The organism is Acidimicrobiales bacterium (genome assembly GCA_035540975.1).
Taxonomy (GTDB): Bacteria; Actinomycetota; Acidimicrobiia; order Acidimicrobiales.
This window is the reverse complement of sequence record DATLFN010000139.1, coordinates 1-22,845: the sequence shown is the minus strand read 5'-3', so window position 1 is coordinate 22,845 and position 22,845 is coordinate 1. Positions and strand designations below refer to the sequence as shown.

The 22,845-nt window shown below is 76.0% G+C and carries 27 protein-coding genes; 13 read left to right on the top strand and 14 right to left on the bottom strand.

Annotated elements, in window-relative coordinates:
* Window positions 1-64: 64 nt before the first annotated feature.
* Entirely contained in the window at window positions 65-1,342 is a 1,278-nt protein-coding gene (locus VM242_14005; protein ID HVM06276.1) for a trypsin-like peptidase domain-containing protein, read from the bottom strand.
* Between the two features lie 141 nt (window positions 1,343-1,483).
* Here VM242_14005 and VM242_14000 point away from each other — a divergent pair, with 141 nt between their 5' ends.
* On the top strand, window positions 1,484-1,684 hold the full coding sequence (locus VM242_14000; protein ID HVM06275.1) for a hypothetical protein: 201 nt from the start codon (window positions 1,484-1,486) through the stop codon (window positions 1,682-1,684).
* A 22-nt stretch (window positions 1,685-1,706) separates the two neighbouring features.
* On the opposite strand, the gene VM242_13995 is transcribed toward VM242_14000, so the two are convergent.
* A complete protein-coding gene (locus tag VM242_13995) occupies window positions 1,707-2,720 on the bottom strand; it encodes an acyl-CoA dehydrogenase family protein (protein HVM06274.1) in 1,014 nt (337 codons plus the stop codon).
* Window positions 2,721-2,831: 111 nt separating this feature from the next.
* Between VM242_13995 and VM242_13990 the strand changes: the two genes are divergently transcribed.
* Window positions 2,832-3,260 carry an ATP-binding protein gene (locus VM242_13990; protein ID HVM06273.1) on the top strand — a complete coding sequence of 143 codons (429 nt, stop codon included), beginning with the start codon at window positions 2,832-2,834 and terminating at the stop codon, window positions 3,258-3,260.
* 5 nt (window positions 3,261-3,265) lie between these two features.
* Complete coding sequence (locus VM242_13985; GenBank protein HVM06272.1) at window positions 3,266-3,772, top strand: hypothetical protein; 507 nt, start codon at window positions 3,266-3,268, stop codon at window positions 3,770-3,772.
* Between the two features lie 64 nt (window positions 3,773-3,836).
* Here the strand turns inward: VM242_13985 and VM242_13980 are convergent, their stop codons facing one another.
* On the bottom strand, window positions 3,837-4,226 hold the full coding sequence (locus VM242_13980; GenBank protein ID HVM06271.1) for a hypothetical protein: 390 nt from the start codon (window positions 4,224-4,226) through the stop codon (window positions 3,837-3,839).
* A 201-nt stretch (window positions 4,227-4,427) separates the two neighbouring features.
* On the opposite strand from VM242_13980, the gene VM242_13975 reads away from it, so the two are divergent.
* Entirely contained in the window at window positions 4,428-4,631 is a 204-nt protein-coding gene (locus VM242_13975) for a cold-shock protein (protein ID HVM06270.1), read from the top strand.
* Between the two features lie 192 nt (window positions 4,632-4,823).
* Here the strand turns inward: VM242_13975 and VM242_13970 are convergent, their stop codons facing one another.
* The 3 genes from VM242_13970 to VM242_13960 form a co-directional block, all read right to left on the bottom strand.
* Window positions 4,824-5,321, bottom strand: a complete 498-nt coding sequence (locus VM242_13970; GenBank protein ID HVM06269.1) for a helix-turn-helix transcriptional regulator — start codon at window positions 5,319-5,321, stop codon at window positions 4,824-4,826.
* 145 nt (window positions 5,322-5,466) lie between these two features.
* Entirely contained in the window at window positions 5,467-5,970 is a 504-nt protein-coding gene (locus VM242_13965) for a VOC family protein (GenBank protein ID HVM06268.1), read from the bottom strand.
* The gene (locus VM242_13960; GenBank protein HVM06267.1) at window positions 5,967-7,199 is read right to left on the bottom strand and encodes a thiolase family protein; all 1,233 of its coding nucleotides are present in this window, start codon (window positions 7,197-7,199) and stop codon (window positions 5,967-5,969) included. The genes VM242_13965 and VM242_13960 overlap by 4 nt, the downstream gene beginning before the upstream one ends.
* A gap of 263 nt (window positions 7,200-7,462) precedes the next feature.
* On the opposite strand from VM242_13960, the gene VM242_13955 reads away from it, so the two are divergent.
* Entirely contained in the window at window positions 7,463-8,416 is a 954-nt protein-coding gene (locus VM242_13955) for a pirin family protein (protein ID HVM06266.1), read from the top strand.
* A 4-nt stretch (window positions 8,417-8,420) separates the two neighbouring features.
* Here VM242_13955 and VM242_13950 read toward each other — a convergent pair whose 3' ends face one another.
* Entirely contained in the window at window positions 8,421-9,722 is a 1,302-nt protein-coding gene (locus tag VM242_13950; GenBank protein ID HVM06265.1) for an MFS transporter, read from the bottom strand.
* 100 nt (window positions 9,723-9,822) lie between these two features.
* Between VM242_13950 and VM242_13945 the strand changes: the two genes are divergently transcribed.
* Both VM242_13945 and ygiD read left to right on the top strand, forming a co-directional pair.
* Window positions 9,823-10,239: a hypothetical protein gene (locus tag VM242_13945; protein HVM06264.1), complete on the top strand. Its 417-nt coding sequence runs from the start codon at window positions 9,823-9,825 to the stop codon at window positions 10,237-10,239.
* Between the two features lie 20 nt (window positions 10,240-10,259).
* Window positions 10,260-11,120 (top strand): 4,5-DOPA dioxygenase extradiol, encoded by an 861-nt coding sequence (gene ygiD, locus VM242_13940; GenBank protein HVM06263.1) that lies wholly within the window; start codon window positions 10,260-10,262, stop codon window positions 11,118-11,120.
* Window positions 11,121-11,172: 52 nt separating this feature from the next.
* Here the strand turns inward: ygiD and VM242_13935 are convergent, their stop codons facing one another.
* From VM242_13935 to VM242_13915, 5 genes are all read right to left on the bottom strand, one after another.
* Entirely contained in the window at window positions 11,173-11,601 is a 429-nt protein-coding gene (locus VM242_13935) for a YbaN family protein (GenBank protein HVM06262.1), read from the bottom strand.
* Window positions 11,598-11,993, bottom strand: coding sequence for a hypothetical protein (locus VM242_13930; protein HVM06261.1), 396 nt, complete (start codon window positions 11,991-11,993; stop codon window positions 11,598-11,600). The genes VM242_13935 and VM242_13930 overlap by 4 nt, the downstream gene beginning before the upstream one ends.
* A gap of 71 nt (window positions 11,994-12,064) precedes the next feature.
* Window positions 12,065-13,555: a DUF5979 domain-containing protein gene (locus tag VM242_13925; GenBank protein HVM06260.1), complete on the bottom strand. Its 1,491-nt coding sequence runs from the start codon at window positions 13,553-13,555 to the stop codon at window positions 12,065-12,067.
* Window positions 13,556-13,722: 167 nt separating this feature from the next.
* Window positions 13,723-14,853 (bottom strand): glycosyl hydrolase, encoded by a 1,131-nt coding sequence (locus tag VM242_13920; GenBank protein ID HVM06259.1) that lies wholly within the window; start codon window positions 14,851-14,853, stop codon window positions 13,723-13,725.
* 93 nt (window positions 14,854-14,946) lie between these two features.
* Entirely contained in the window at window positions 14,947-15,687 is a 741-nt protein-coding gene (locus tag VM242_13915) for a hypothetical protein (GenBank protein ID HVM06258.1), read from the bottom strand.
* Window positions 15,688-15,829: 142 nt separating this feature from the next.
* Here VM242_13915 and VM242_13910 point away from each other — a divergent pair, with 142 nt between their 5' ends.
* Together VM242_13910 and VM242_13905 are read left to right on the top strand one after the other, a co-directional pair.
* Entirely contained in the window at window positions 15,830-17,461 is a 1,632-nt protein-coding gene (locus VM242_13910) for a LuxR C-terminal-related transcriptional regulator (GenBank protein ID HVM06257.1), read from the top strand.
* Window positions 17,462-17,605: 144 nt separating this feature from the next.
* Window positions 17,606-18,028, top strand: coding sequence for a nuclear transport factor 2 family protein (locus VM242_13905; GenBank protein ID HVM06256.1), 423 nt, complete (start codon window positions 17,606-17,608; stop codon window positions 18,026-18,028).
* 122 nt (window positions 18,029-18,150) lie between these two features.
* Here the strand turns inward: VM242_13905 and VM242_13900 are convergent, their stop codons facing one another.
* Window positions 18,151-18,564 carry a TraR/DksA C4-type zinc finger protein gene (locus tag VM242_13900; GenBank protein ID HVM06255.1) on the bottom strand — a complete coding sequence of 138 codons (414 nt, stop codon included), beginning with the start codon at window positions 18,562-18,564 and terminating at the stop codon, window positions 18,151-18,153.
* An 88-nt stretch (window positions 18,565-18,652) separates the two neighbouring features.
* Entirely contained in the window at window positions 18,653-19,303 is a 651-nt protein-coding gene (locus VM242_13895; protein ID HVM06254.1) for a class I SAM-dependent methyltransferase, read from the bottom strand.
* 51 nt (window positions 19,304-19,354) lie between these two features.
* On the opposite strand from VM242_13895, the gene VM242_13890 reads away from it, so the two are divergent.
* The 4 genes from VM242_13890 (at window position 19,355) to VM242_13875 (ending at window position 22,682) form a co-directional block, all read left to right on the top strand.
* Window positions 19,355-19,852: a crosslink repair DNA glycosylase YcaQ family protein gene (locus tag VM242_13890; GenBank protein ID HVM06253.1), complete on the top strand. Its 498-nt coding sequence runs from the start codon at window positions 19,355-19,357 to the stop codon at window positions 19,850-19,852.
* On the top strand, window positions 19,837-20,493 hold the full coding sequence (locus VM242_13885) for a crosslink repair DNA glycosylase YcaQ family protein (GenBank protein HVM06252.1): 657 nt from the start codon (window positions 19,837-19,839) through the stop codon (window positions 20,491-20,493). Before VM242_13890 ends, VM242_13885 begins: the two co-directional genes overlap by 16 nt.
* A complete protein-coding gene (gene ligD, locus VM242_13880) occupies window positions 20,490-21,515 on the top strand; it encodes a non-homologous end-joining DNA ligase (GenBank protein ID HVM06251.1) in 1,026 nt (341 codons plus the stop codon). Before VM242_13885 ends, ligD begins: the two co-directional genes overlap by 4 nt.
* Before the next feature lie 114 nt (window positions 21,516-21,629).
* Complete coding sequence (locus VM242_13875; protein ID HVM06250.1) at window positions 21,630-22,682, top strand: DUF222 domain-containing protein; 1,053 nt, start codon at window positions 21,630-21,632, stop codon at window positions 22,680-22,682.
* Window positions 22,683-22,845 lie beyond the last annotated feature (163 nt).

The following is a 22,845-nucleotide window of genomic DNA, read 5'->3' as shown; positions in this document are numbered from 1 at the left end:
ACGATCCCCGCCGGTCCTGAGCAGAACGGTGCGAATCGGCTCAGAGGTTGCTGGGGACCGGCCGTCAGCCGGCGGGCTGGGTGCCCAGGGTCGCCTTGACGCCCACCTCGTCGTCCTCGCGGAGGACCCGGAGATCGATGTCGGCGCCCGGCTCCTTCGACTTGACGGCGCTGGACAGGGCCGCCGCCCCGTCGATGGCCCGGCCGTCGACGTGGGTGATGAGATCGCCGGCCCGCACACCGGCCGCGTCCGCCGGCGAGCCCGCCTCGACGCTCATCACGGTGGCGCCCCGGCTCCCGTCCTCGGGGTCGGAGGTGCTGACGCCGAGGTAGCCGACGCGTGCCGACGGGGCGTTGCCCCGGAGCCGCTCCATCACCGGCAGGGCCCGGTCGATGGCGATGGCGAAACCGATGTTCTCTGCCGCCGAGCCGCGGCCCGACGAGGCGACGGCGGTGTTGATGCCGATGACCTGCCCCAGGGCGTTGACGAGGGGGCCGCCGGAGTTGCCCGAGCTGATGGAGGCGTCGGTCTGGATGAGCCCGGTCATGGTCCCGTTGCTGGTGTCGAGCGAGCGGTCGAGGGCGGAGACGATGCCCCTGGTCACGGTGGGGCCGCCCCGCAGGGCGAGGGCGTTGCCGATGGCGACGACGTCGTCGCCCACCGCCACGTCGGCCGACGAGCCGAGGTCGGCGGTGGGGAGGCCCTGGGCGCCGGGGATGCGCAGCAGGGCGAGGTCGGCGGCCGGGTCGGTCCCGACGACGTCGGCCGTGCGGGCCCGGGACTCCCCCGCCAGGGTGACCCGCACGGTGCGGGCGCCGTCCACCACGTGGGCGTTGGTGAGGACCTCGCCGTCGGGGGTCAGGATGACGCCGGTGCCGGCGCCGGTGGCGCTGCGGAAGCCGTTGTCGACGTCCACCCGGATGGACACCACGGCGGGCTCCGCCTTGGCGACCACACCGGCCACGTCCAGCTTCTCGCCGTCGAGCACGATCGAGCGGCCGGCGCCGGCGGCGCCCACGACGGCCCTCGGCGAGGCGGCCTCGTCGCCGTCGAGGGCCATGGTGAGGGCCGACCCGGCGGCGGCGCCGGCCAGGGCGACGGCGAGGAGGGCGGCGCCGGTGCGGGCGCGGAGGGCCCGCGGCCGGTCCGGGGGCGGGGACAGGGGCATCCCCGGACCGGGCGCGGGTGGCGTGGAGCCGGCCACGGGCGGGCCGTCGTGCGGGTACGGCGGCGCCTCGGCGGGCGGCGGCTCCAGCGGGGGGAGGGCCTCCGGCGGCCCCGCCGGCCCGGGCGGCTCGTCGAGCGTGTCGATCCCCCAGCGGCCACGATCGGGCATTTCCATGCTCTCGAGGATGGGCCTCGTTCCTGGGAACCACCTGTGAACCACCTCAGGAGTTGGTGGGTCGCCCGGCCGGCGACGGCGACCGGCTCGGCGACCGCCCGGAGGGCTGCGCCGGTGTCGGCGGCCCGTAGGGTAGGGGCCGTGGCGACGGGAGGCGGGGCCGGTTGGTACTGGTGCGTCCGCCACGACCGGGTCGAGCAGGCGGGCGGCGCCTGCCGGGCCGACGACCGGATGGGCCCTTACCCCACCGAGGAGGCGGCGCGGAACTGGCAGGGCACGGTAGAGGCGCGCAACGCCGAGTGGGACGCCGAGGAGCGCGCCTGGAGCGGCGACGAGGCCTGAGCGGGTCGCCGACGCGGCGCCGTCAGCCGGCGCCCAGCCGACGGAGCAGGGCGGCGCGGATGGCGGGGCGGCTCCCGAAGACCAGCAGGAACGTGGCCTCCCGGGCCAGGCGCTGGGCGGAGGCGCCGAGGGTGACGGAGCTGCTCCCCTCGTGCACGACGAGGGCGGAGGCGGCCCGCACCGCCAGCTCGGAGGCGGCCGCCCGGGCGTCGGCGATCTCCTCGGGGCCGGCGGCGTCCAGGGCGGCCCGGCAGTGCGCCAGCTCCGGGCCCAGCCCGCTCGGCCCCATCAGCCGGCAGCACCGGCCCGCCACGCCCAGGGCCAGCGAACCGTTGGTCCGCAGCGACGCCGCCGGCCCGCCGGCCACCTCGGCACAGGGCTGCACCGCGATCAGGCGGTCCCGGGGGACGACCAGCCCGTCGAAGTCCGCCCGCACCGTGGCACTGGCGTCCACGGCGACCAGCCGCTGGCGCTCGACGGTGAGCCCACCGCCCTCGACGGCGTCCACCACGAGCCACGCCACCATGTCGTCCGGGGCGCGGGCGGCCACCAGGAGCACGTCGACGTGCCCCCAGCCCGTCACCCACGGCGACGAGCCCTGGAGGGCCCAGCCCTCGTCCCGGGGCGTCGCCCGCAGGCGCGCCGGGCCGGGCAGCAGCCCGGCCAGCGCCAGCCCGGCCCGCCGCTCGCCGCGGCACAGCGGGCCCAGCCACTCGTCGCGCAACTCGCCCGGGGCGGCGGACGCCAACATCCGCACCAGTCCGTGGTGCTGGACCCACACGAACGCCGTGGCCAGGCAGCCGCCGGCCAGCGCCTCGACCACCGCCCATCCCGACGCCCGGTCGAGGTCGAGCCCACCGGCCGGCACCGGGCCGGCCATGCCGTAGAGACCCGCCGCGGCCAGCGCGTCGAGCGAGGTGGTGGGGACGTCGCCGGCCGACTCGGTGTCGAGGGCCGACGGGAAGAGCACCTCGTCGGCGAAGCGGGAGGCGAAGGCGACGGCGTCGCCGCCCGTCTCGGGTCGCCGGTCCGACACAGGCGGCCACGCTAGGGGCTCGTGCCGTGCCGCCCTTGCACCGCCGGAATTCGCGGCGGACCGGGTAGCGTTGGGTCGTCTGTCGCCCACGTACCGAGGTCACTCCCACCCATGAACGCCGCGGCTGTCGAGGCCTGGACCTTCGACCCCGAGCCGTCCAGCACCCGGGCCGCCCGCCGCCTGGTGACGGACGCCCTGGAGGCCGCCGCCCTGGACGGCGCCGTCACGTCCGCCGCCCTGGTGGTGAGCGAGCTCGCCACCAACGCCGTGCTCCACGCCCGCACGCCGTTCGAGGTGCGGCTGCGCGTCGGCGCCGGCGCCGTGCGCATCGAGGTGCGGGACGGGAGCACCCGCCGGCCGACCGTGCGCAACTTCAGCGACGCGGCGAGCAGCGGGCGCGGCCTGCAGGTGGTGCAGCAGCTCTCCGAGGAATGGGGCGTGGAGGCCGACGCCGATGGGAGCGGGAAGACGGTGTGGGCGCTCGTCGCCGTGGACGACCCCGTCCTCCCCGCCTTCGACCTCTCGGCGGCGGAGTGGTGACGGCCATGGGTGACGGGTCGGGGGAGGTGCGGCTCATCGGCTTCCCCCTCGACCTCCACCAGCGGGCGACCGAGGCGTTCGAGGGGCTGCGGCGGGAGTTCCAACTGATCGCCTTGCGCAGCCCGGAGGCGGACGACGTCCCCGAGCGCCTGCTCCGCCTCGTCGACGCCCTGTCCGTCGAGTACGAGGGGCTGAGCGCCGAGATGGACGGCATCCGGGACGCGGCCGCCGCCCGCGGCGACGCCGAGGTCGAGCTGGTCTACCGGGTCCCGCACGACGTCGCCGGCGCCTGCATCGCCCTGAGTGAGATGGTCGACGAGGCCGACGAGTTCTGCCGGCGGGGCGACGTCCTGCTCAGCCTCGCCTCTCCTCCCGAGGCGGTGGCGTTCCGTCGCTGGTACCTGGGCGAGTTCGTCGCCCAGCTGGGGGGCGAGCCGCCCCTCCCCTGGGCCGACGCCGACCACGAGGCCCTGGCCCGCGAGCCGCGCCTGCGGGGGACGCCGGTCCCCTGACCACCGGTCCTCCCGGCTCCGCTCCCCTCGACGGACCGGCGCGGTGGGCCCCGTCGGCCCGGCGTCAGGGCCCGCCCCCGCCGAGGGGTGAGCCGGCCTCTCCCGCGCCGCCCCCTCCCGATGCGGCCTCCACGTGGGCGACGACGTCGGCCAGCAGCCGCTTCGCGCACAGGGTCGCCCGGCGCGTGCCCTCGTCGCCGAGGGCGGCGATCTCCGGGCCCAGGGACTCGGCGTGCTCCCAGAGCAGCATCACCTGGTCGAGCTCCCCGGCCTCGCCGTAGCGGACCACCAGGTCGATGGCAGCCTCGGCGGCGCCGATGCCGAGGATGTCGGCCCGCAGGCCGCTGCGGTCCAGGAGGGCGTGCTCGGCCGCCCGCCGCTGGTCCTGCCCGGACAGGGCGTCGTCGACCCCGAGCGCCCGGTAGCACAATGCCAGCCAATCGCTGCCGTCCACCGCCGGGCGCCTCCTGTTCGACCATCCGCACGGCGGCCGCCGGACGCGCCGATCTCCCCATTGTGTCGGCTCCGGACCGGACGCCGCGGTATCGCCTCGATCCGGCTCCCGGCGCCGGTTGTGAAGGGGTGGGCCCGCCGGCGGCTACCCTTGAGTGCGAGGGCACCACGCGGGTGCTCTCGATCACGAGAAGAGATCCAGTTGTCGATTATCGGAACAGTCAAGTTCTTCAACGCCGAGAAGGGCTTCGGCTTCATTTCCCGCGACGGGGGCGACGACGTCTTCGTCCATTACTCGAACATCCAGGGCGGCGGCTACAAGTCCCTCGAGGACGGCCAGCGCGTCGAGTTCGACGTCGCCCCCGGGCGGAAGGGCGAGGAAGCGCAGAACGTCCGGGCCATCTAGGTCTAGGAGCGTCCCAAGGTCTTCGGATCGCCGAGGAGCCGCCGGCCGAGCCGGCGGCTCCGTCGCGTCCGGGGCCGGGGCGGAGCGACGCCTACGAGGCCGGCGCCTACGGCGCGACCCGCCTCGGGTGGCGAGCCGGCGTCCGTCGCTCGTCGATCGACACCGCCCCCATGGCGCGCACGTCGTCGTTGATCACGTGACCACGACCGAAGGCACGCTCGAGCTTGCGCCGCGCCGACTGCGCGTCGCTGGCCTCACCCGGAGCTGGGTCGCCACCGTGAACTCGAAGGTCACCCTCGACTTCAGCACCGTCCGCAGGTGGCGGAGGAGGAACTGGGACTCGTCGTCGTCGGCGCCCTTGGCCCGGCGACGCAGGGCCGGGGCCACCAGCTCGAGGGCCGAGCGGCCCGCCGGCGTCACGGAGAAGACCTTCCGGGCCGGGCCGGCGCTGGAGGTGTCCCACCTCCCCTCGACGAAGCCCACCTCCTCCAGCCAGTGGAGGCTGCGATAGACCCGGCCGAAGCTGTCGACCACCGGCTTCACCCGCTCGGCCAGGCCGTAGCCGTGGTCGCGGCGTTCCTCGAGCATGACGAGCATGAGGGCGGCCGTGTGCCGGCGCGGCGAGGCGAGGTCGGCTTCGGGCGGGTGGCCCCGGGGCCCGTGGCTGGCCGTCTCGGCGTCTTCGGGCACTCGTGGTGTCGCTTCTGCCGCGCGCTGGACGGCCATCGGAGCACCAGGGGCGTCTGGGTCTCCACCCCTGTCGAAGGCGACGGTACAACCCGGCCCCCGGGGCCGGGTCAAGGCGATTTGCCCGGCGCGCTCCTGCGTCGCGCGCCTACCCCACCTTCTTGCCGTACATCTCCAGGAGGGGGTCGGCGATGATCTCGACGCGCGCGCCGTCGGGGTCGCGGAAGTACACCGACGTGCCGCTCTCCTCCTGGTAGGGCACGCCCGCCTCCTTCAGCCGGCCCCGGGCCGCCTCCCACTGGTCGGGCTCCATCGAGATGGCCAGGTGGTGGAGGCCGCCCAGCACCTCGGCATAGGGCCCGAGGTCGAGGTTCGGGAAGTCGAAGAAGGCGAGCAGGTTCCCGTTGCCGATGTCGAAGAAGAAGTGGTTGGAGCCCTTGTAGTCGCGGTTCTCGAAGATGTCGGTGAGCGGGAAGCCGAGGATCTCGGAGTAGAAGCGCACGGTGCGCTCCACGTCCCCCGACAGCAGGGCGACATGGTGGACGCCCCGGGCCGAGCTGGCCGGCCGCTCCCCGGCTGGGCGCATCCACGCCTCGGCGATGCGCCGGCGCTCGGCATCGATCCTCTCCAGGTCGATCGTTCCGTCGGTCACGTTCCTTCCTTTCCTCTGCCGGTCCCGGGCCGCGGGCCGTCGCCCGCCTCGGCTTCGACCACCACGGCGATCCCCTGGCCGACCCCGGTGCACAAGGTGGCGAGCCCGTGGCCGCCGCCCCGCCGCCGCAGCTCCCACACCAGCGTGGCGAGGACGCGGGCGCCCGAGCAGCCGACGGGGTGGCCGAGGGCGACGGCGCCGCCGTTGGGGTTCACGACGGCCGGGTCGAGCTCGGGCCACGAGGCCAGGCACGCCAGGGCCTGCGCCGCGAACGCCTCGTTGAGCTCCACCGCCGCCAGGTCGGCCCAGCCGATGCCGGCCCGCTTCAGCGCCCGCTCGGCCGCCTCCACCGGGGCGATGCCGTACAGCGGGGGCGACACCGCGCTCACGGCTGCCGACACGACCCGAGCGAGCGGGCGCCGGCCGAGCCGCCCGCACGCCTCCTGGGAGGCGAGCAGCACGGCCGCCGCGCCGTCGGCCAGGGGCGACGCGTTGCCGGCGGTGACGGTTCCGTCGGGCCGGAACGCCGGCGCCAGGCGGGCCAGCGCGCCGGCCGACGCGTCGGGGCGGACCGCCTCGTCGCGGGCCGGCGCCACGCCGTCGACGGCCACGACCTCGTCGGCGAAGTGCCCGTCCGCCCAGGCGGCCGCCGCCCGGCGGTGGCTCCCAAGGGCGAAGGCGTCCTGCGCCTCCCGGGTGACGCCGTAGGCGTCGGCCAGGCGCTCGGCACCCTCGTCCAGCGAGACCGTCCAGCCGGCCGGCATTCGCGGGTTGACCAGGCGCCATCCGAGCGTCGTGTCGACCAGCACCGCGTCCCCCCGGCCGTGCAGCGCCTCCGGCCTGGGCAGGACCCAGGGCGCCCGCGACATCGACTCGACGCCTCCGGCCAGGCACACCTCGGCGTCGCCAACGGCGACGGCCCGGTCGGCGGCCACCACCGCCTCCAGGCCCGACCCGCACAGCCGGTTCACGGTGGCGCCGGGCACGCCGACCGGGAGCCCCGCCAGCAGGAGGGCCATGCGCGCCACGTTGCGGTTGTCCTCACCCGCCTGGTTGGAGGCGCCGAGGTACACGTCGTCCACGGCCGCCGGGTCGAGGACGGGCGTGCGGGCCAGCAGGTGGCGCAGGACGCCGGCGGCCAGGTCGTCGGGGCGCACACCGGCCAGCACGCCCCCGTGGCGGCCGATCGGCGTGCGCACGGCGTCCACGATCACGCTCCGGCGAATCACGCACGACCAGTATCGCAGCCGCCTGCGGCGCCGGCACTCGAGGCGCTGGGCGCCCCCGGACCGCAGGCCCGTCGTGGTGGTCGGCGGCGTGCCGCCGTCGGCCGGCCGCGGGCCGCGGCGACCGCCCGGCCCTCCGGGACCGGTGCCTCGTCGGTGCCGGTGACGTCGGTTGCGTCGTGGTGGAGCCGGGGTGGCAGGCGCGGAACAACGCCGGGGCCCGCCGCGTTGAAGATCCTTGAACTCGCAAATACCCGGAGGCCGCCATGCCCGCCGTCACCGCCGACACCCTGACCCTCCCCCGCATCGAGGTTCCCCTGGAGGGCGCCACCCCCCGGGCCGCCCGCTCGGTGACCACCGCGCCCACCGGGTTCGAGGGCGAGGGCTTTCCCGTGCGGCGTGCCTTCGCCGGCGTCTCGCTGGCGGATCTCGACCCGTTCATCCACATGGACCAGATGGGCGAGGTGGACTACGCGCCGGGAGAGCCCCGGGGGACCGACTGGCACCCCCACCGCGGGTTCGAGACGGTCACGTACATCATCGACGGCACGTTCCTGCACCAGGACTCCCACGGCGGCGGGGGCACGATCAGCAACGGCGCCACCCAGTGGATGACGGCCGGAGGCGGCATCCTCCACATCGAGACGCCGCCCGAGGAGCTGGTGGTCAAGGGCGGCCTGTTCCACGGCATCCAGCTGTGGGTCAACCTGCCGGCCAGGGACAAGATGGTGGCGCCCCGCTACCAGAACCTCGAGGCCGGCCAGGTCGTCCTGCTGTCGTCGCCCGACGGCGGCGCCCTCGTCCGCCTGATCGCCGGCGACGTGGCCGGGCACCGGGGGCCCGGTGCGACCCACACCCCCATCACCGTCGCCCATGCCACCGTGGCGCCTGGCGCCCGGCTGGAGCTGCCGTGGCGGCCCGACTTCAACGCGCTGGCCTACGTGCTCGACGGCACGGGCAGCGTCGGCGTCGAGCGCAGGCCGATCGCCACCGGCCAGCTCGCCGTGTTCGGGCCGGGCGACACCGTCACCGTGGACGCCGCCGGTGCCAGGCCCGTGGAGATCCTGCTCCTCGGCGGCCAGCCCATCCGCGAGCCCATCGCCACCTACGGCCCGTTCGTGATGAACAACAAGGCCCAGCTCATCCAGGCCATGGAGGACTTCCGGGCCGGCCGGCTCGGCACCGTCCCGGCCGACGGCCTGCGGCCGTACCGTCCGTAGGCCCTCAGCCCGGGCCCGGGGCGGGCTCGGGGAAGCCGTCGATGCGGCGGAGGTCGGGGAAGATCACCCACCACGCCCCGGCCACGGCCAGCGTGGCGACACCGCCGAGCACGATGGCGGCGGACGGCCCGAGGACCTGGCCGACGGCGCCCGACTCGAACGCGCCGAGCTCGTTCGACCCGCCGATGAACACGTTCTCCACCGCCATCACCCGGCCCCGCTTGTCGTCCGGGGTGACCAGCGGCACCAGGGTGGCCCGGATGAACACGCTCACCGCGTCGGCACCCGAGAGCACGACCAGGGCGGCGAAGGCCACCGCGTAGTCCCGGGTCAGCCCGAGGACGATCGTCGCCAGCCCGAAGGCGGTCACCACCATGAACAGCGTGGGCCCCACCCGGCGGCGCAGCGGGCGGACGGCGAGGGTCAGCGTCACGGCCGCCGCGCCCAGCCCGGCGGCGGCGCGGAGCCACCCGAGGCCGACGGCGCCGACGCCCAGCCGGTCGGTGGCCACGGCGGGCAGGAGGGCGACGGCGCCGCCGAACAGCACGGCGAACAGGTCGAGCGAGACGGCGCCCAGCAGCACCGGCACCCGGCGGATGAAGCGGAACCCCTCGACGGCCTCGGACAGCCGGGCCCGGACCGGCGGCCGCGCGTCGACGCCGCCCATAACCGGCTCGACGGCGGCCTCGACCAGGGCGTCGCCCGCGCCCGGGACGCCGGCCGTGGCGGACGCGCCGGCCGGGGCCAGCACGTGCACCGACCGCAGGGCGGCGGCCGACGCCAGGAGGAGCAGGGCCGACGCGACGTACGGCAGCCGCACGTCCACCGCGTACAGGGACCCGCCCAGCACGGGCCCCACCACCAGGGCCGCCTGCCAGGCGCCCGAGAAACGGGCCACCACCCACGGGAGGCGGTCGCGGCCGACGACGTCGGCGGGCAGCGCCCGGGACGCCGGCGCGGCGAAGGCGCGGGCCGTGCCGAACAGGAACACCAGGGCGAACACGGGGGTGGCCGACGTCGGCGCCGACCCGGCGTAGAGCGCGAGGACGCCGGACACCACCGCCTGGGCCGTCGCCGCCGCGGCGGCCACCCGCCGGCGGTCCCACCGGTCCGCCGCCGCGCCGGTCACCAGCACCAGGAGGGCGGCCGGCGCGAACTCGGCCAGGCCCAGCCAGCCGAGGTCGAGCTCGCGCCCGGTCAGGTCGTACACCTGCTTGCCCAGCGCCGTCAGCTGGGCGGCCGTGGCCGTGGCCGCCGCGAAGACGCCGAACAGCAGCAGCCACACCGACCGGTCCGCCCGACGCATCGGCGGATGATGCCCGCGTTCTCGACCGGGAGGCGCCGGCGACGGCGCCAGTCGCCCACGCGACGGCGTACGGCGGAGGAGCCGGCGCCGTAGACAGGCCATGGAACGCCTTTCCCGACTGGCCGCCGCCACCTTCGTCGCCGCCGGCGGCCTCGTCCACCTGGATCTGTGGCGCACCGGCTACCGAGGCATCCGCTACATCGGCCCGCTGTTCCTCGCCAACGTCGCGGCGTCGGCCGTGCTGGCCCTCGCCGTGCTCGTGGTCCGCGACCGGCGGGTGGTGGCGGCCGGCATCACCTTCGCCGTCGCCTCCCTGGCCGCGCTCGTGGCGAGCCGCACCGTCGGCCTCCTCGGCTTCACCGAGCGGGCGTGGACGGACGACGCGGTGCGGGCGGCCACCGCCGAGGTGGGCGCGGTCGTCGCCCTGGCCGCCGCGGTCGTCGCCGCCACCTACCGCCGGCGCCTCGAGGCGGCGCCGGTGCCGGTCCGGGCCGGGCGGAGGCGCGCCGTCCGCTGACCACCGGGCAGGATGGGGCGGTGCCGACCGACCTGATGCCCGCGGCGTTCCTCGGCCATGGCAACCCGATGAACGCCCTCGACCACAACCGCTACACCGAGGCGTGGCGGGCGTTCGGCGCCGCCGTGCCGCGGCCCCGGGCGATACTCGTCGTGTCGGCCCACTGGTACGTCAACGCCACCGCGGTCACCGCCATGGAGCGGCCCCGCACCATCCACGACTTCTACGGGTTCCCGCCCGAGCTGTTCGCCGTCGACTACCCGGCCCCCGGAGACCCCGGGATCGCCGCCCTCGTGCGCGACGTCGTGCGGCCCACATGGGTCGGGCTGGACCACGACAGCTGGGGCATCGACCACGGGACGTGGTCGGTGCTCGTCCACGCCTTCCCCGACGCGTCGATCCCGGTCGTCCAGCTCTCCGTCGACGCCACCAAGGGCGTCGACCACCACCTCGAGATGGGCGCCCGCCTGGCGCCGCTGCGCGAGCAGGGCGTGCTCGTCGTGGGGAGCGGCAACGTGGTGCACAACCTCCGCCGGGTCGACTTCTCGGCGCCCGACGGCGCCTTCGAGTGGGCCCAGCGCTTCGACGAGGACGCCCGGGCGCTGATGACGTCGGACCCGTCGGCCACTCCCGGCCTGTCGTCGCACGGGGACTGGTCCGCCGCCGCCCCCACGCCCGACCACTTCCTGCCGCTGCTCTACCTGGCCGGCCTGGCTGCCGCCGCCGGCCGCCCGGCCGCCGTGCTGGTGGGCGGCTACGCCTACCGCTCGCTGTCCATGACGGCGTACACCCTCGACGCGCCGCCCCTGCCGGCACCGCCGGGCGGCGACACCCGGCCGCCCGCCGGCCCCGCCGCCCCGGCCGACGCCAGCAACCTTTGACGGTCGGCTTCGACCTACCGGCGACCGTCGCACCGGGATGCGCCCGCGACGGTCAGTCGGCGGCGGCCCCCAGCACCCGCTCGCGCGTCGGGACCCGCACGCCGACGTACCACACGCCCACCAGCCCGGCCGCCACCACGGCGGCCCGGGCGGCGGGCGCGTCCAGCCCGACGGTTGCGCTGAGGGTGCACGCCGCGACGATCATCCCGATGGCCGTCACCTTGGCCCGCCGGGGCATCCCGAGACCGGCCCGGTGGTCGCGCACGAGCGGACCGACCTTGGGCAGCGACAGCACCCACTGCTCGAACCGGGGGCTCGACCTGGCGAAGCACGAGGCGGCCAGGACGAAGAACCCGGTGGTGGGGAGCCCGGGGACGACCACGCCCAGGCCACCCAGCCCGACGGACGCCCACCCCAGTGCCAGCCATCCCCACCGGGCCGCGCCGCGCCGGGGCTCGCCGGCCGGGCCGGCCCGGCTCACCCCAGCAGGTCGGCCACGTCGCCGGCCATGAGGACGAGCAGGAGGACGATGACGCCGGCGCCGACGGCCGTGTAGGCCCACCGCCACCGGTGGTCGGCGGCCCAGAACCGGCGCATGGTCACCACGTTGGCGACGATGGCGACGGTGCCGAGGGGCAGGCCGATCCACGGCCCCACGCCGGCCGCGAACCCGAGGGCGGGCGCCACGAACGGCAGGAAGATGTAGGTGAGGAGGCAGCGGGTGGCCGACACCAGGATCGACCGGCTGAACGCCTGCTGCAGTTCGGACCGGGAGCGTCGGGGGGCGGCGTCGTCCACGCGCAGCAGCCGGCGCATGGCCCGGTCGGCGGGCGGGCGGGACCGCACGGCGCCCGTCGACTCGATCGTCGTCACGGCCACGATGATGTCAGCCCGCTCGCCGGTACGCCCACCCGGAGAAGGCCCCCGGGTGGGCGGCGGCGGGGTTACCCCTGGCGGGCGGCCATGCCGACGACGGGCCGGGCCAGGCGGAGCGCACCGGTGGACCCGCGGAAGACGGCGTCGCCGAAGGCGAAGATGCCGCCGTCGGAGGCCACCAGCCAGTAGCCCTTGCCGGTCGGGGTCGACGCCATGCCGGCGATGGGCTGGGCCAGCCGCATGGCGCCGGTGGAGCCGGCGAAGGTGGCGTCGCCGAAGGCGAAGATGCCGCCGTCGGAGGCCACCAGCCAGTAGCCCTGGCCCGACGGCGTGGGCGTCATGCCCACGATGGGCCGGGCCAGGCGCATCCCGCCCGTGGAGCCGAAGAACGCGGCGTCGCCGAAGGCGAAGATGCCGCCGTCGGAGGCCACCAGCCAGTAGCCCTTGCCCGACGGGGTGGGCGCCATGCCCACGACGGGCTGGGCCAGGCGCATGGCGCCCGTCGAGCCGGCGAAGGTGGCGTCGCCGAAGGCGAAGATGCCGCCGTCGGAGGCCACCAGCCAGTAGCCCTTCGCACCCGGGTGGGGGGCCATGCCCACGATGGGCTGAGCCAGCCGCATCGCCCCCGTCGACCCGAGGAAGGGGGCGTCGAAGGCGAAGATCCCGCCGTCGGAGGCGACCAGCCAGTAGCCGGGTTGGGCGCCCGGGGTGGTCGGCGTGGTCGGGGTGGTCGGGGTCGCCGCCTCCCGGACGTTGGTGAAGCTCACCGTGTTGGTGCCCGACGCGATGGTGACGTTCTGGGCGGGCTGGGGCACGAACCCGAAGGCGGTGGTCTCCGACACCGTGCAGGTCGTACCGGTGGGGATGCCGGCGATCGGGGCGCTGGACGTACCGGCTCCGCCCGCTGTTCCCACGGTGACGGTCACCGGCTGGTTGCTCACCGCGCCGGGGCAGTTCACGGTGAAGTCGAAGGTCCCCGGCGTGTCGGACACCTTGTTGATCACCAGGCTGCCGGTGTCGGAGGCGGTCACCAGCCGGAAGTAGTCGAGGAACGCCTTGCCGGCCTCGGCCGTCCCCGAGACGTTGACCCGGTGGATACCGGCGGGGAGCGTCGCCGAGCTGGCCAGCGTCGCCTGGCACTCCATCGCCCCGGCCGTGGTGGGCGGCCTCACCAGCTTGGTCTCGTTGTGGTCCAGGTTCGCCCCCATCCAGAAGTAGAACGGCCGGGACACGTTGTCCCGGAGCCCGACGACGCTCACCACGCCCGTGTGCCCCTCCGGGATCGTGAAGGTCCAGGCCAGGTGGGCCGTCACGTTGTCGAGGGACTGGGCGCTGCCCCCCGACCACTCGGAGCCCCCCTGAGGGCACTCGGTCGCGGTGAGGACGGCGCCGGGCGCCTCGTTGTAGAGGGTCGGGTCGTTCGTCTCGATCGTCTGCGGCGCCAGGTGGGCGGCGCCGGCCGGCGCGGGGAGGAAGCCCACCGCTGCCGCCGCGGCCAGCATGAAGGCGGCGGCGGTGCGCTTCCAGCCGCGCGTGGACAGTCCGGTCTGCCAGCTCATGTGAATGACGTGCCCCAGTTCTCGGTTCCAAGCGGCCAGCCGCCGTGTCTGGACCACTGCCGCCGTGCCCGCCCGGGCGCGAACCCGTGGTAGCGGAACGCGGCCACCCTGCCACTGCACGTGGGGGCCGTCAAGGGGTCAAATGGCCAAACAGGGAATCCGGCCAATCAGCGCCCGGCGAACCGGTCGTCGCTCAGCAGCCGCGGATCCGTCGGGTCGCTCCCGACATAGGCGGCGGAACCGACGGCGGTGCGGTAGGCGCCCAGGGCGCGATACGTCGTCCGGCCCGAGCGGACCGTCTCGTCGCCCCCGGCGCCGCCGAACACGGCCCAGTCCGTCTCCTTGTCGGCGTCGAACCAGACGACCATCCGCACGCCGCTGGCGGGCAGCCACGCGTAGAGCTCGGCGACCCACGCCCGTTTGGCCGCCAGGCCGGCGCCGTCCGCCGCTGCCGACGTGGAGGCCGTCTCCGTCACCGCCACCGGCCTGGCCGGCGCAAGGGACCGGACGCGGGCGACCATGGGGGCAAGGGTCGACTCGGGCGACCGCCACGTCGACCACGCCTGGCTGGCGCCCCAGTTGTAGCCGTCGACGGCGACCCAGTCGGCGTAGGGCTCGCCGGGCCAGAACGCCTCCGCCGGGTGGCCGCCGACGTCGTCGTGGTTCACGGCCCACACCCACTGCAGCTGTGACGGCCCCACGCCGGCCGCCGCCACCAGACCGTGCACCCGCCGCCACATGGCCACGTAGTCGGACGGGTCGTTGCCCCCCACCGCCGCGCCCCACGGGTACCAGTCGCCGTTCGCCTCGTGGGCCAGGCGGAGGTACGCCCGGCGGTCGTCGCCCGTGCCGAGGCGACCGTCGCCGCCGGCCAGGAAGGCGGCCAGCCGCGTGGCCCAGGTCCGCACGTAGCCGTCGTGGTCACCCCGGGCGATGCGGACCTCGACGTCACCGGGCGTGTTGGAACCGGTGAACGGCTCCCAGGTCACGAGCGGCACGTTGCCGCTGTTCCAGACGTTCGGCAGCTGCTGGCCGAAGAGGTTGTCGAGCGTCTTCCTCGAACCGTTCCAGCTCGTGAACAGCTCGACCACCGCGTGGCGCTTGCCCTGCCACCCCTCCATGGCCCGCACATCGCGCATGGCCCAGCCCTGGTTGCCGTAGTAGACGCCCAGCAGCACCGGCGCCGGCGGAGCCGGCTCCGTCGCGTCGGCGGGGCCCACCACCGACGCCGCCGTCACGGCACCCGCCACCGCCGCTGCGCACCACCAACCCCGTCCGCCGTCCCGCCGTGCCCCCATGCACCAAACGGTACGGCACCACTGCGGCGCCGCGGACGCGCCGAACCGGGGCTGCGACCGGGCGCCGGGCCGGGACGCCGGCGCGGACCGGTCTCATCCGCCGGTGGTCGGCGTCGCCGGCGCGGTGGCCGGCGCGGTGGTCGGCGCCGGGATGGGCGGGGTCCCCGACTGCACCTCAGCCGGCGGCTCGAAGGCCGCGTCGTCCACCTCGGTGTCGGCCGCGGTCAGCACCAGCTCGGCTCCCGAGAACGTCAACTTCACGGGCACGTCGTCGTCCCGGAGGCACAGGACGTCAGCCGTGGCGGGGTCGAGGGTGTAGCACTCGGCGTCCTCGTCGCCGACCCTGGCCCCCGCCGAGGTCACCTCCTTGCCGTCCAGCGACGCGACCAACGCGTCGATGATGCCGGCGCTGGCACCGGCGTCGGCCGTCGAGGCGCCCCGCTGGCACGACCACGGGCCGGCGTCCCTGCGCTGGCAGAACACGTTCCCGTCCCCGAGCACGAACGCGGTCGACTCCTGGCGGCCCTGCCCGGGGGCCTCGGCCACCAGCGACTGGCGGGCTCGCTCGCCCTTCCACCACACCTCGATGGTCAGCCTGCCCTCCTCCCCGGCCGGCAGGGCACCCGAGTACACCAGGTGCAGGTCGCGGGTGCGGGCGTCGGCCAAGCGGTCCACCAGCTCCTTGGCCGCCGCGTTCAGCGGCCGCGTCGTGGTCGTGGTCGTGGCCGGGCCCGCCACGTCGTCGTCGTCGCCGAGCACGGCGAAGAGGGCGGCGCCACCCAGGCCGCCCAGGACCAGGGCGCCCAGGACGACCACCACGATGCGCCTGGTCACGCCGGCCGACGCTAATGGGCCGCCCACCTCGCGGTGCAGCCGGAGCATCGCCGCCGTTGGGGCTCCCCGGCGTCGAGCGGGACGTCTCGATGCCGTCGGCCGTTCCGATTGCCCCGCCGCCGGCACGGCGCGATCCTTGGGTGTGCCGGGGGACACGCGCCAGCGGGGCCTGGCCGCCTTCGGGCGGCGGGCGTGGAACGAGGCGTTCGCGCGGCTGGCGGAGGCGGACGAGGCCGAACCCCTCGGCGCCGACGACCTCGAGAGGCTCGGACTGGCGGCCGCCCTCGTGGGCCGGGACGACGACTGCGACCGGTGCTGGATCCGCGCCCACCAGGGGTACCTCGACGCCGGGGACGTCCAGGGCGCCGCCCGGGTGGCGTTCTGGCTCGGGCTCACCTTCTTCCTGGTGGGCGAGGACGCCAAGGGCAACGGGTGGCTGGCGCGTGCCCAGCACCTGCTGGACGAGGCCGGCCTCGACTGCGTCGAGCGCGGCTACCTCCTGGTCGCCCCGGGGATGGACGCCCTGTTCAGCGGCCGGGACGAAGAGGCGGCCGAGCTGTTCGGCCAGGCCGCCGCCGTCGCCCGGCGCTTCGGCGACGCCAGCCTGCTGGCCCTCGCCGGGTGTGGGCGGGGCCAGGCCCTCATGCGGCTCGGCCGGCTGGCCGAGGGGGTCGGGCTGCTCGACGAGTCCCTGGTGGCGGTGACCGCCGGCGAGGTCGAGCCGCTGGTGTGCGGCATCGTCTACTGCGCCTCCATCGAGGCGTTCCACGAGGTCTTCGACCTCAACCGGGCCCGGCAGTGGACCACGGCCCTCTCGCGCTGGTGCGCCTCCCAGCCCGACCTCGTGCCCTTCCGGGGGAACTGCCTGGTGCACCGCGTCGAGGTCATGCAGCTGGGCGGCGCCTGGGCGCAGGCCCTGGAAGAGGTGCGGCGGGCGTGCGAGCTCCTGTCGCAGCCCCCCCAGCCGGGGGTGGGCGAGGCCCACTACCTGTGGGCCGAGCTGCACCGGCTGGCGGGCCGCTTCTCCGAGGCGGAGGAGGGCTACCGCCGGGCCGCCGAGCACGGTCGCCCGCCGCAGCCCGGCCTCGCCCTGCTGCGCCTGGCGCAGGGGCGGCCGGAGGCGGCCGCCGCCACCAGCCGCCGCGTCCTCGAGGAGACGACGGACTGGGTCAGCCGGTGCAAGGTCCTGCCCGCGCACGTGGAGATCCTGCTGGCGGCGGGCGACGTGGCGGGCGGGAGGGAGGCCGCCGACGAGCTGGCGGCCATCGCCGCCGAGCACGGGGTGCCGCTGCTGCGAGCCATCGCCGACACGGCGGCGGGAGCCGTCCTGCTGGCCGAGGGCGACGCCTCGGGCGCCTGCGTCACCCTGCGGCGAGCGTGGCGGGCGTGGTGCGACCTCGACACGCCCTACCAGGCGGCCCGCACCCGGGTCCTGCTGGGCGAGGCGTGCCGGCAGCTGGGCGACGAGGACGGCGCCGCCTTCGAGCTCGACGCCGCCCGGGCGGCGTTCCAGCGGCTGGGCGCGGCGGTGGACCTCTCGACGGTGCCCGCCGCCGGGCGAGCCCCGCCGGCCCGGGCGGCCGGTGGGCTGACGGCACGCGAGGTGGAGGTCCTCGGGCTGATCGCGTCGGGCCGCACCAACCGGGCCATCGCCGAGGCCCTGTTCATCAGCGAGAAGACGGTGGCCCGCCACGTGAGCAACATCTTCACCAAGCTGGGGCTCGGCTCCCGCTCCGCTGCGACCGCCTACGCCTACGAGCACGGCCTGGTCTGACCGCCTGGTCCGGCCGTGTGGGTGGTTCTACCCATGCACCGGGCGGCCGGCGAATGGGAACTTCGCCCGAAGTCGCCGGACGGCCTCGTCCGTACCTTCTCCTCTGACGGCACAGCGCCGCCGACGTCGAGGAGGGAGAGGCGAATGGGGCAGGCACGGGAGACGATCGACCTGATGACGGAGGCCATGGTGAGCAAGGACCTGGAGCGGCTGGCCGGCGTGTACGCGCCCGACGCCGTGGTCACGACGCCCGACGAAGGGGAGATCAAGGGCCGCGAGGACATCGTGGAGTACCTCCGCAAGTTCATCGTCGCCATCCCCGACTTCACGTGGGAGGCCATGGCGCAGTACGAGTGCGGCGACACGGCGGTCGACGAGGGTTGGGTCGTCGGGACCAACACCGGCCCCGTCCCGACCCCGGGCGGCGGGACCCTCCCGGCCACGGGCAGGGCGGTCCGGGTCCGGAGCGTCGACATCGCGACCGTCCGTGACGGGCAGATCGTCCGCCACAACTTCTACTTCGACCAGCTCGACCTGCTGTCCCAGCTGGGCCTGGCGCCCGAATAGGCGGCGGTCGTACCCCACGGGCGGTGCCGCCGGTCACCCGACCGGCGGCACGGCCGCGTCCCTACCGCCGCCTCGTGGGCCGCTCCGGGCTCGGCGGCTCGGCGACCGTCGAGGAGCTCCGCTCAGCGGCCCCGGAGCAGGCGCAGGCCGCCGGTCTTGCAGCCGACGCAGTGCGTCGCCTCGGGGACCGCCTCCAGGCGGGCGTCCGGGATGCGCAGCCCGCAGCGCTGGCACACGCCGTAGGTCCCGGCGGCCAGCCGGCCCAGCGCGGCCTCCACGTCCTCGGTGCTGCGCCGGGCGGACACGGCCAGGGCCACCAGCCGGTCGCGCTCGACGTTGCTGCCGTCGGCGTCGCCCGCGTCCTCCTCGTCGGGGGAGTCCAGCGACGCCGGCTCGGCGGCCAGGTCGGCGATGGCCTGCTCCAGGTGGGCCAGCCGGGCGCGGTAGCCGTCGAGCTGGGCCAGGAGCGTGTCGCGGTAGGGAACGCCGGTCGCCGCGTGGGCCGCCGGGGCGCCGGGATCGGCAACAGCTGTCATGAGAGGACCTCCCGCCAAGGAGCCGACGGCCCGGTCGCCGTCGCTGCGGAAGGACCCAACGCGCCGGGCCCGGCGCGCATTCCCTCGCTCACCGGGCGGCGGTGAGGAGGACCCAGCTCCCCCGGTCGTCCAGCCGGCGGGCGACCCGCAGTCCGCTGGCCGCCGCCAGCCGCTCCAGCTCCTCGTCCGGGGTGACGCTGGCGGCGAAGCGCTGGGTCCACGACCGCCCCTCCAGCGTGTAGGTCACGGCGGCCGTGAACGAGCCTCCCGGGCCGGGGCGCACGTCGGCCAGCCGGACCCCGACGACGCCCAGCGCTCCCGCCGCCTCGCCGGGCTGCCAGTCGGGCGGGTAGCGCTCGACCACCACGACACCGCGGGGGGCCAGGTGCCGGCGGCACACGGCGAGCAGGCCGAGCTTGCCGCCGGCGTCGGGCTGGTCGAACAGGTGGGCGGTGGCGAGCACGGCATCGAAGCGCCGACCGAGGTCGAGCCCCCACACGTCGGCCCGCACCGTCTCGGCGCCCTGCACGAACGCCAGCATCTCGGCCGACTCGTCCACCGCCACGACGGCGTGGCCCGCCGCCACCAGCGGGTGGGTGAGACGACCCGGCCCCGAGCCCAGCTCCAGGACGGTCGCCCCGGGCGGGAGGGCGGAGCGGACCGTCGACAGGGCGGGCTCGGGCGGAAGGCGGCGGTAGACGGCCAGCGGGCTGCCGTCCGGCGCGATCGCCTCGTCCACGCCCGCATCCTCCCCCGGCGGGCCGCCGAGGCGCCGTCGTAGGGTCGAGGGGTGGCCAACCCGGCTCTCGGCGTGCTCCACCGGCTGGCGCCGGCCGCCCGCGCCGCCACCGCCGAGGAGGCCGCCGGCGCCGTCGTCGCCCTGCACGCCACGGACCCGGCGACGGTCCACCTCTCGGTGGCCGCCCGCACCGCCGGCCCCGGCGCGACGGTCGCGGCCGTCGACCGCGCCCTGTACGACGACCGCACGCTGGTGCGGGTGCTGGGCATGCGGCGGACGATGTGGGCCGTCCCGTGCTCGCTCGTACCCGTGGTGGTCGCCGCCTGCGGGCGGGCGGTCGCCGGCGAGGAGCGGCGCAAGGTCATCGCCGCCCTGGAGGCCCAGGGCGTGGTCGACGACGGCGCCCGCTTCGTCGCCCGCCTGGAGGAGGAGGCGCTGGCCGCCCTGGTGGAACGGGGCGAGGCGACGGCGCGCGAGCTGGCCCACGACGTCCCCGACCTGGCCCGCACCATCCGCCTGGGCGGCGCCTCGAAGTGGCGACCGAGGTGACCCTGGCCACGAGGGTCGTCGTCACCCTCACCGCCGAGGGGCGGGTGACCCGGTCGCGGCCCCGGGGCTCGTGGACGTCCACGCTCCTCCGCTACGTCCCGGTGCCCCCCCTCGGCGACCCGGTCGACCCGGGCGAGGGCCGCGCCCAGCTGGCCCGGCGGTGGCTGGCGGCGTTCGGGCCGGCGTCGGCCGACCCCGGGCGCGACCTGCGCTGGTGGGCGGGGTGGACGGTGGGCGCCACCAGGAAGGCGCTGGCCGACGCCGGGGAGCCGTCCCCGGTGGCCGGCCCGGGCGCCGGGGCCGACGGCGACGGCGAGCCGTGGGCCGCCCTCCTCCCCAGCCTCGACCCGACCACCATGGGTTGGAAGGAGCGGTCGTGGTACCTGGGCGACCTCGGCGGCGCCCTGTTCGACACCAACGGCAACGCCGGGCCCACCATCTGGTGGAGCGGGCGCATCGTCGGCGGCTGGGCCCAGCGGCCCGGAGGCGAGGTCGTCACCCGGCAGCTGGTCGACGTGGGGGCGGAGGGCGCGGCGGCCGTGGGCGCCGAGGCCGCCCGCCTCCAGGCGTGGCTCGACGCCGGCGGCGCCGTGGTCCGGCCCCGCTTCCCCACCCCTCTCCTGAAGGAGCTGTGCGGGTGAGCGGCGGCGACGAGGTGACGCTGGTCCTCGACGGCCACGAGGTCACCATCTCCAGCCCCGGCAAGGTCTTCTTCGCCGAGCGGGGAGAGACGAAGCTCGACCTGGTCGAGTTCTACGGAGCCGTCCGCGACCCGCTCCTGGCCGCCATGGGCGGGCGCCCGGTGCTCCTCCAGCGCTTCCCCGACGGCGCCGGCGGCAGCTCCTTCTTCCAGAAGCGGGTCCCCTCGTCGCGGCCGGCGTGGCTGCGGACGGCCGACGTGAGCACGCCCAACGGCACCCACTCCGACGCCCTGGTGGCCCACGACCTGGCCCACGTCGCCTGGGCGGTGAACATCGGCTGCCTCGGCTTCCACGTGTGGCCCACCCGGGCCGACGCGCCCGACGTGGCCGACGAGCTGCGCATCGACCTCGACCCCACGCCGGGCGTGGACTTCGCCATGGTCCGGGAGGCCGCCCTGGAGGTGCGCGACCTGCTGGCCGAGCTGGGCCTGACGGGCTGGCCCAAGACGACGGGTAACCGCGGCATCCACGTCTACCTGCGCCTCGAGCCCCGTTGGGACAGCTACCGGGTGCGGGCGGCGGCGGTGGCCGTCGCCCGCCAGCTCGAGCGGCGCCGCCCCGACCTGCTCACCGCCGCGTGGTGGAAGGAGGAACGGGGCCGGCGGGTGTTCGTGGACTTCAACCAGAACGCCCCTCACAAGACGGTGTTCGGTGCCTGGTGCGTCCGGGCCCGGCCGGGCGCCCAGGTCTCCACGCCCTTCGCCTGGGACGAGCTCGACGGCTCGTTCCACCCCGACCGGATGACGGTCCCCGTCGTGGCGGCCCGGGTAGCGGCCGACGGGGACCCGTGGGCGGGGATGTACCAGCGCCCGCAGTCGATCGAGCCGCTGCTCGCCATGTACGACCGCGACATGGCGGACGGCCTCATGGACGCCCCCTGGCCGCCCGTCTACCCGAAGCAGCCCAACGAACCGCCCCGGGTGGCCCCCAGCCGAGCCCGCAAGACGCCCCCTGCCGGGTGAGGGCCGACGTACCCGGCGCCCGGCCCGCAGGGGCTGCGGGCCACCGACCGAAGCGGCGACGGCGGCGAGATCGAGGTCCGCTGCGACGATCCCGAGGTACGCCTGTGTGCCGCCATGGGGGTGCTCAACGCCGCCACCGCCGAGGTGGTGGCGGCCATCGCCCAGGCGCTGGAGGACCCCGCCGGCTGGCAGGGCGACGGCATCGTGTCGCCCGAGCACTGGGTGGCCCTGCGCGCCGGCGTCAGCTCCGCCCGGGCCCGGCGCCTGGTGGCCATGGCCCGGGCACTGGCGCAGCTGCCCTCGGCGGCCGCCGCCTTCGCCGAGGGGGCGTTGAGCGAGGACCAGGCCAACCTGGTGTGCGCCCATGTCGACCCCGCCCACGACGAGCGGGTCACCGAGCTGGCCCGGCGCTGCACCGTCAACCAGCTGCGCCGCATCCTGCCCACCGTGGCCCCGCCCCCGCCGGCTCCCGGTCCCGGGCCGGACGCCGAGGAGGCGGCGGGCGAGGAGGGCGACGCCGGCGCCGGCGTTGGCGACACCCCGGGCCGGCGTGAGGTGGCCTTCGGCCACCGCGACGACGGCCGGTGGTGGGCCCGCATCCTGTTGCCGCCCGACGAGGGCGCCGTGGTGCAAACGGCCCTGGAGGCGGCCCGCCGCGCCCTGGTGTCGGCCCGCCGCCCCGGCGGCGACGGCGACGAGGCCCACGACCGGGTGGGATGGGCCGACGCCGTGGTGCACATGGCCGAGGCGGCCCTGTCGGGCATGGAGGGCGCCGGGCGCCTGCCCGCCGACCGCTTCCAGGTGGTCTTCCACGTCGATGCCGACCACCCCGAGCGGGCCCGGCTGCACCTCGGGCCGCTGCTGGGCGGCTCGCTGCGGGACTACCTGACCTGCGACGCCACCGGGCGGGTGGTGGTGGAGCGCCACGGCACCCCCGTGCACGTCTTCGCCCGCCGGCGCACGGTGGACGACCGGCTCCGCCGGCTGGTCGAGCACCGCGACGGGGGCTGCCGGGTGCCCGGTTGCGGCGCCCGGCGGGGCCTGCACGTGCACCACCTCGTTGCACGGCAGAGCTCACGATCGCCGGGTCGGCATAACGCGTCGGTCGGCATAATGCCCGGCCCACCACCGCCTGCACCACCTCGGCCGCCTGGGCATCGAGGGTGACCCCACCAGCGTCGACGGGCTGCGCTTCAGCGACCACCGGGGCCGGCCCATCCGGGGCCCGAGCCCGACGCCCCCCGGCGCCCCACCGGCCGAGGTGGTGCAGGCGGTGGTGGGCCGGGCATTATGCCGACCGACGCGTTATGCCGACCCGGCGATCGTGAGC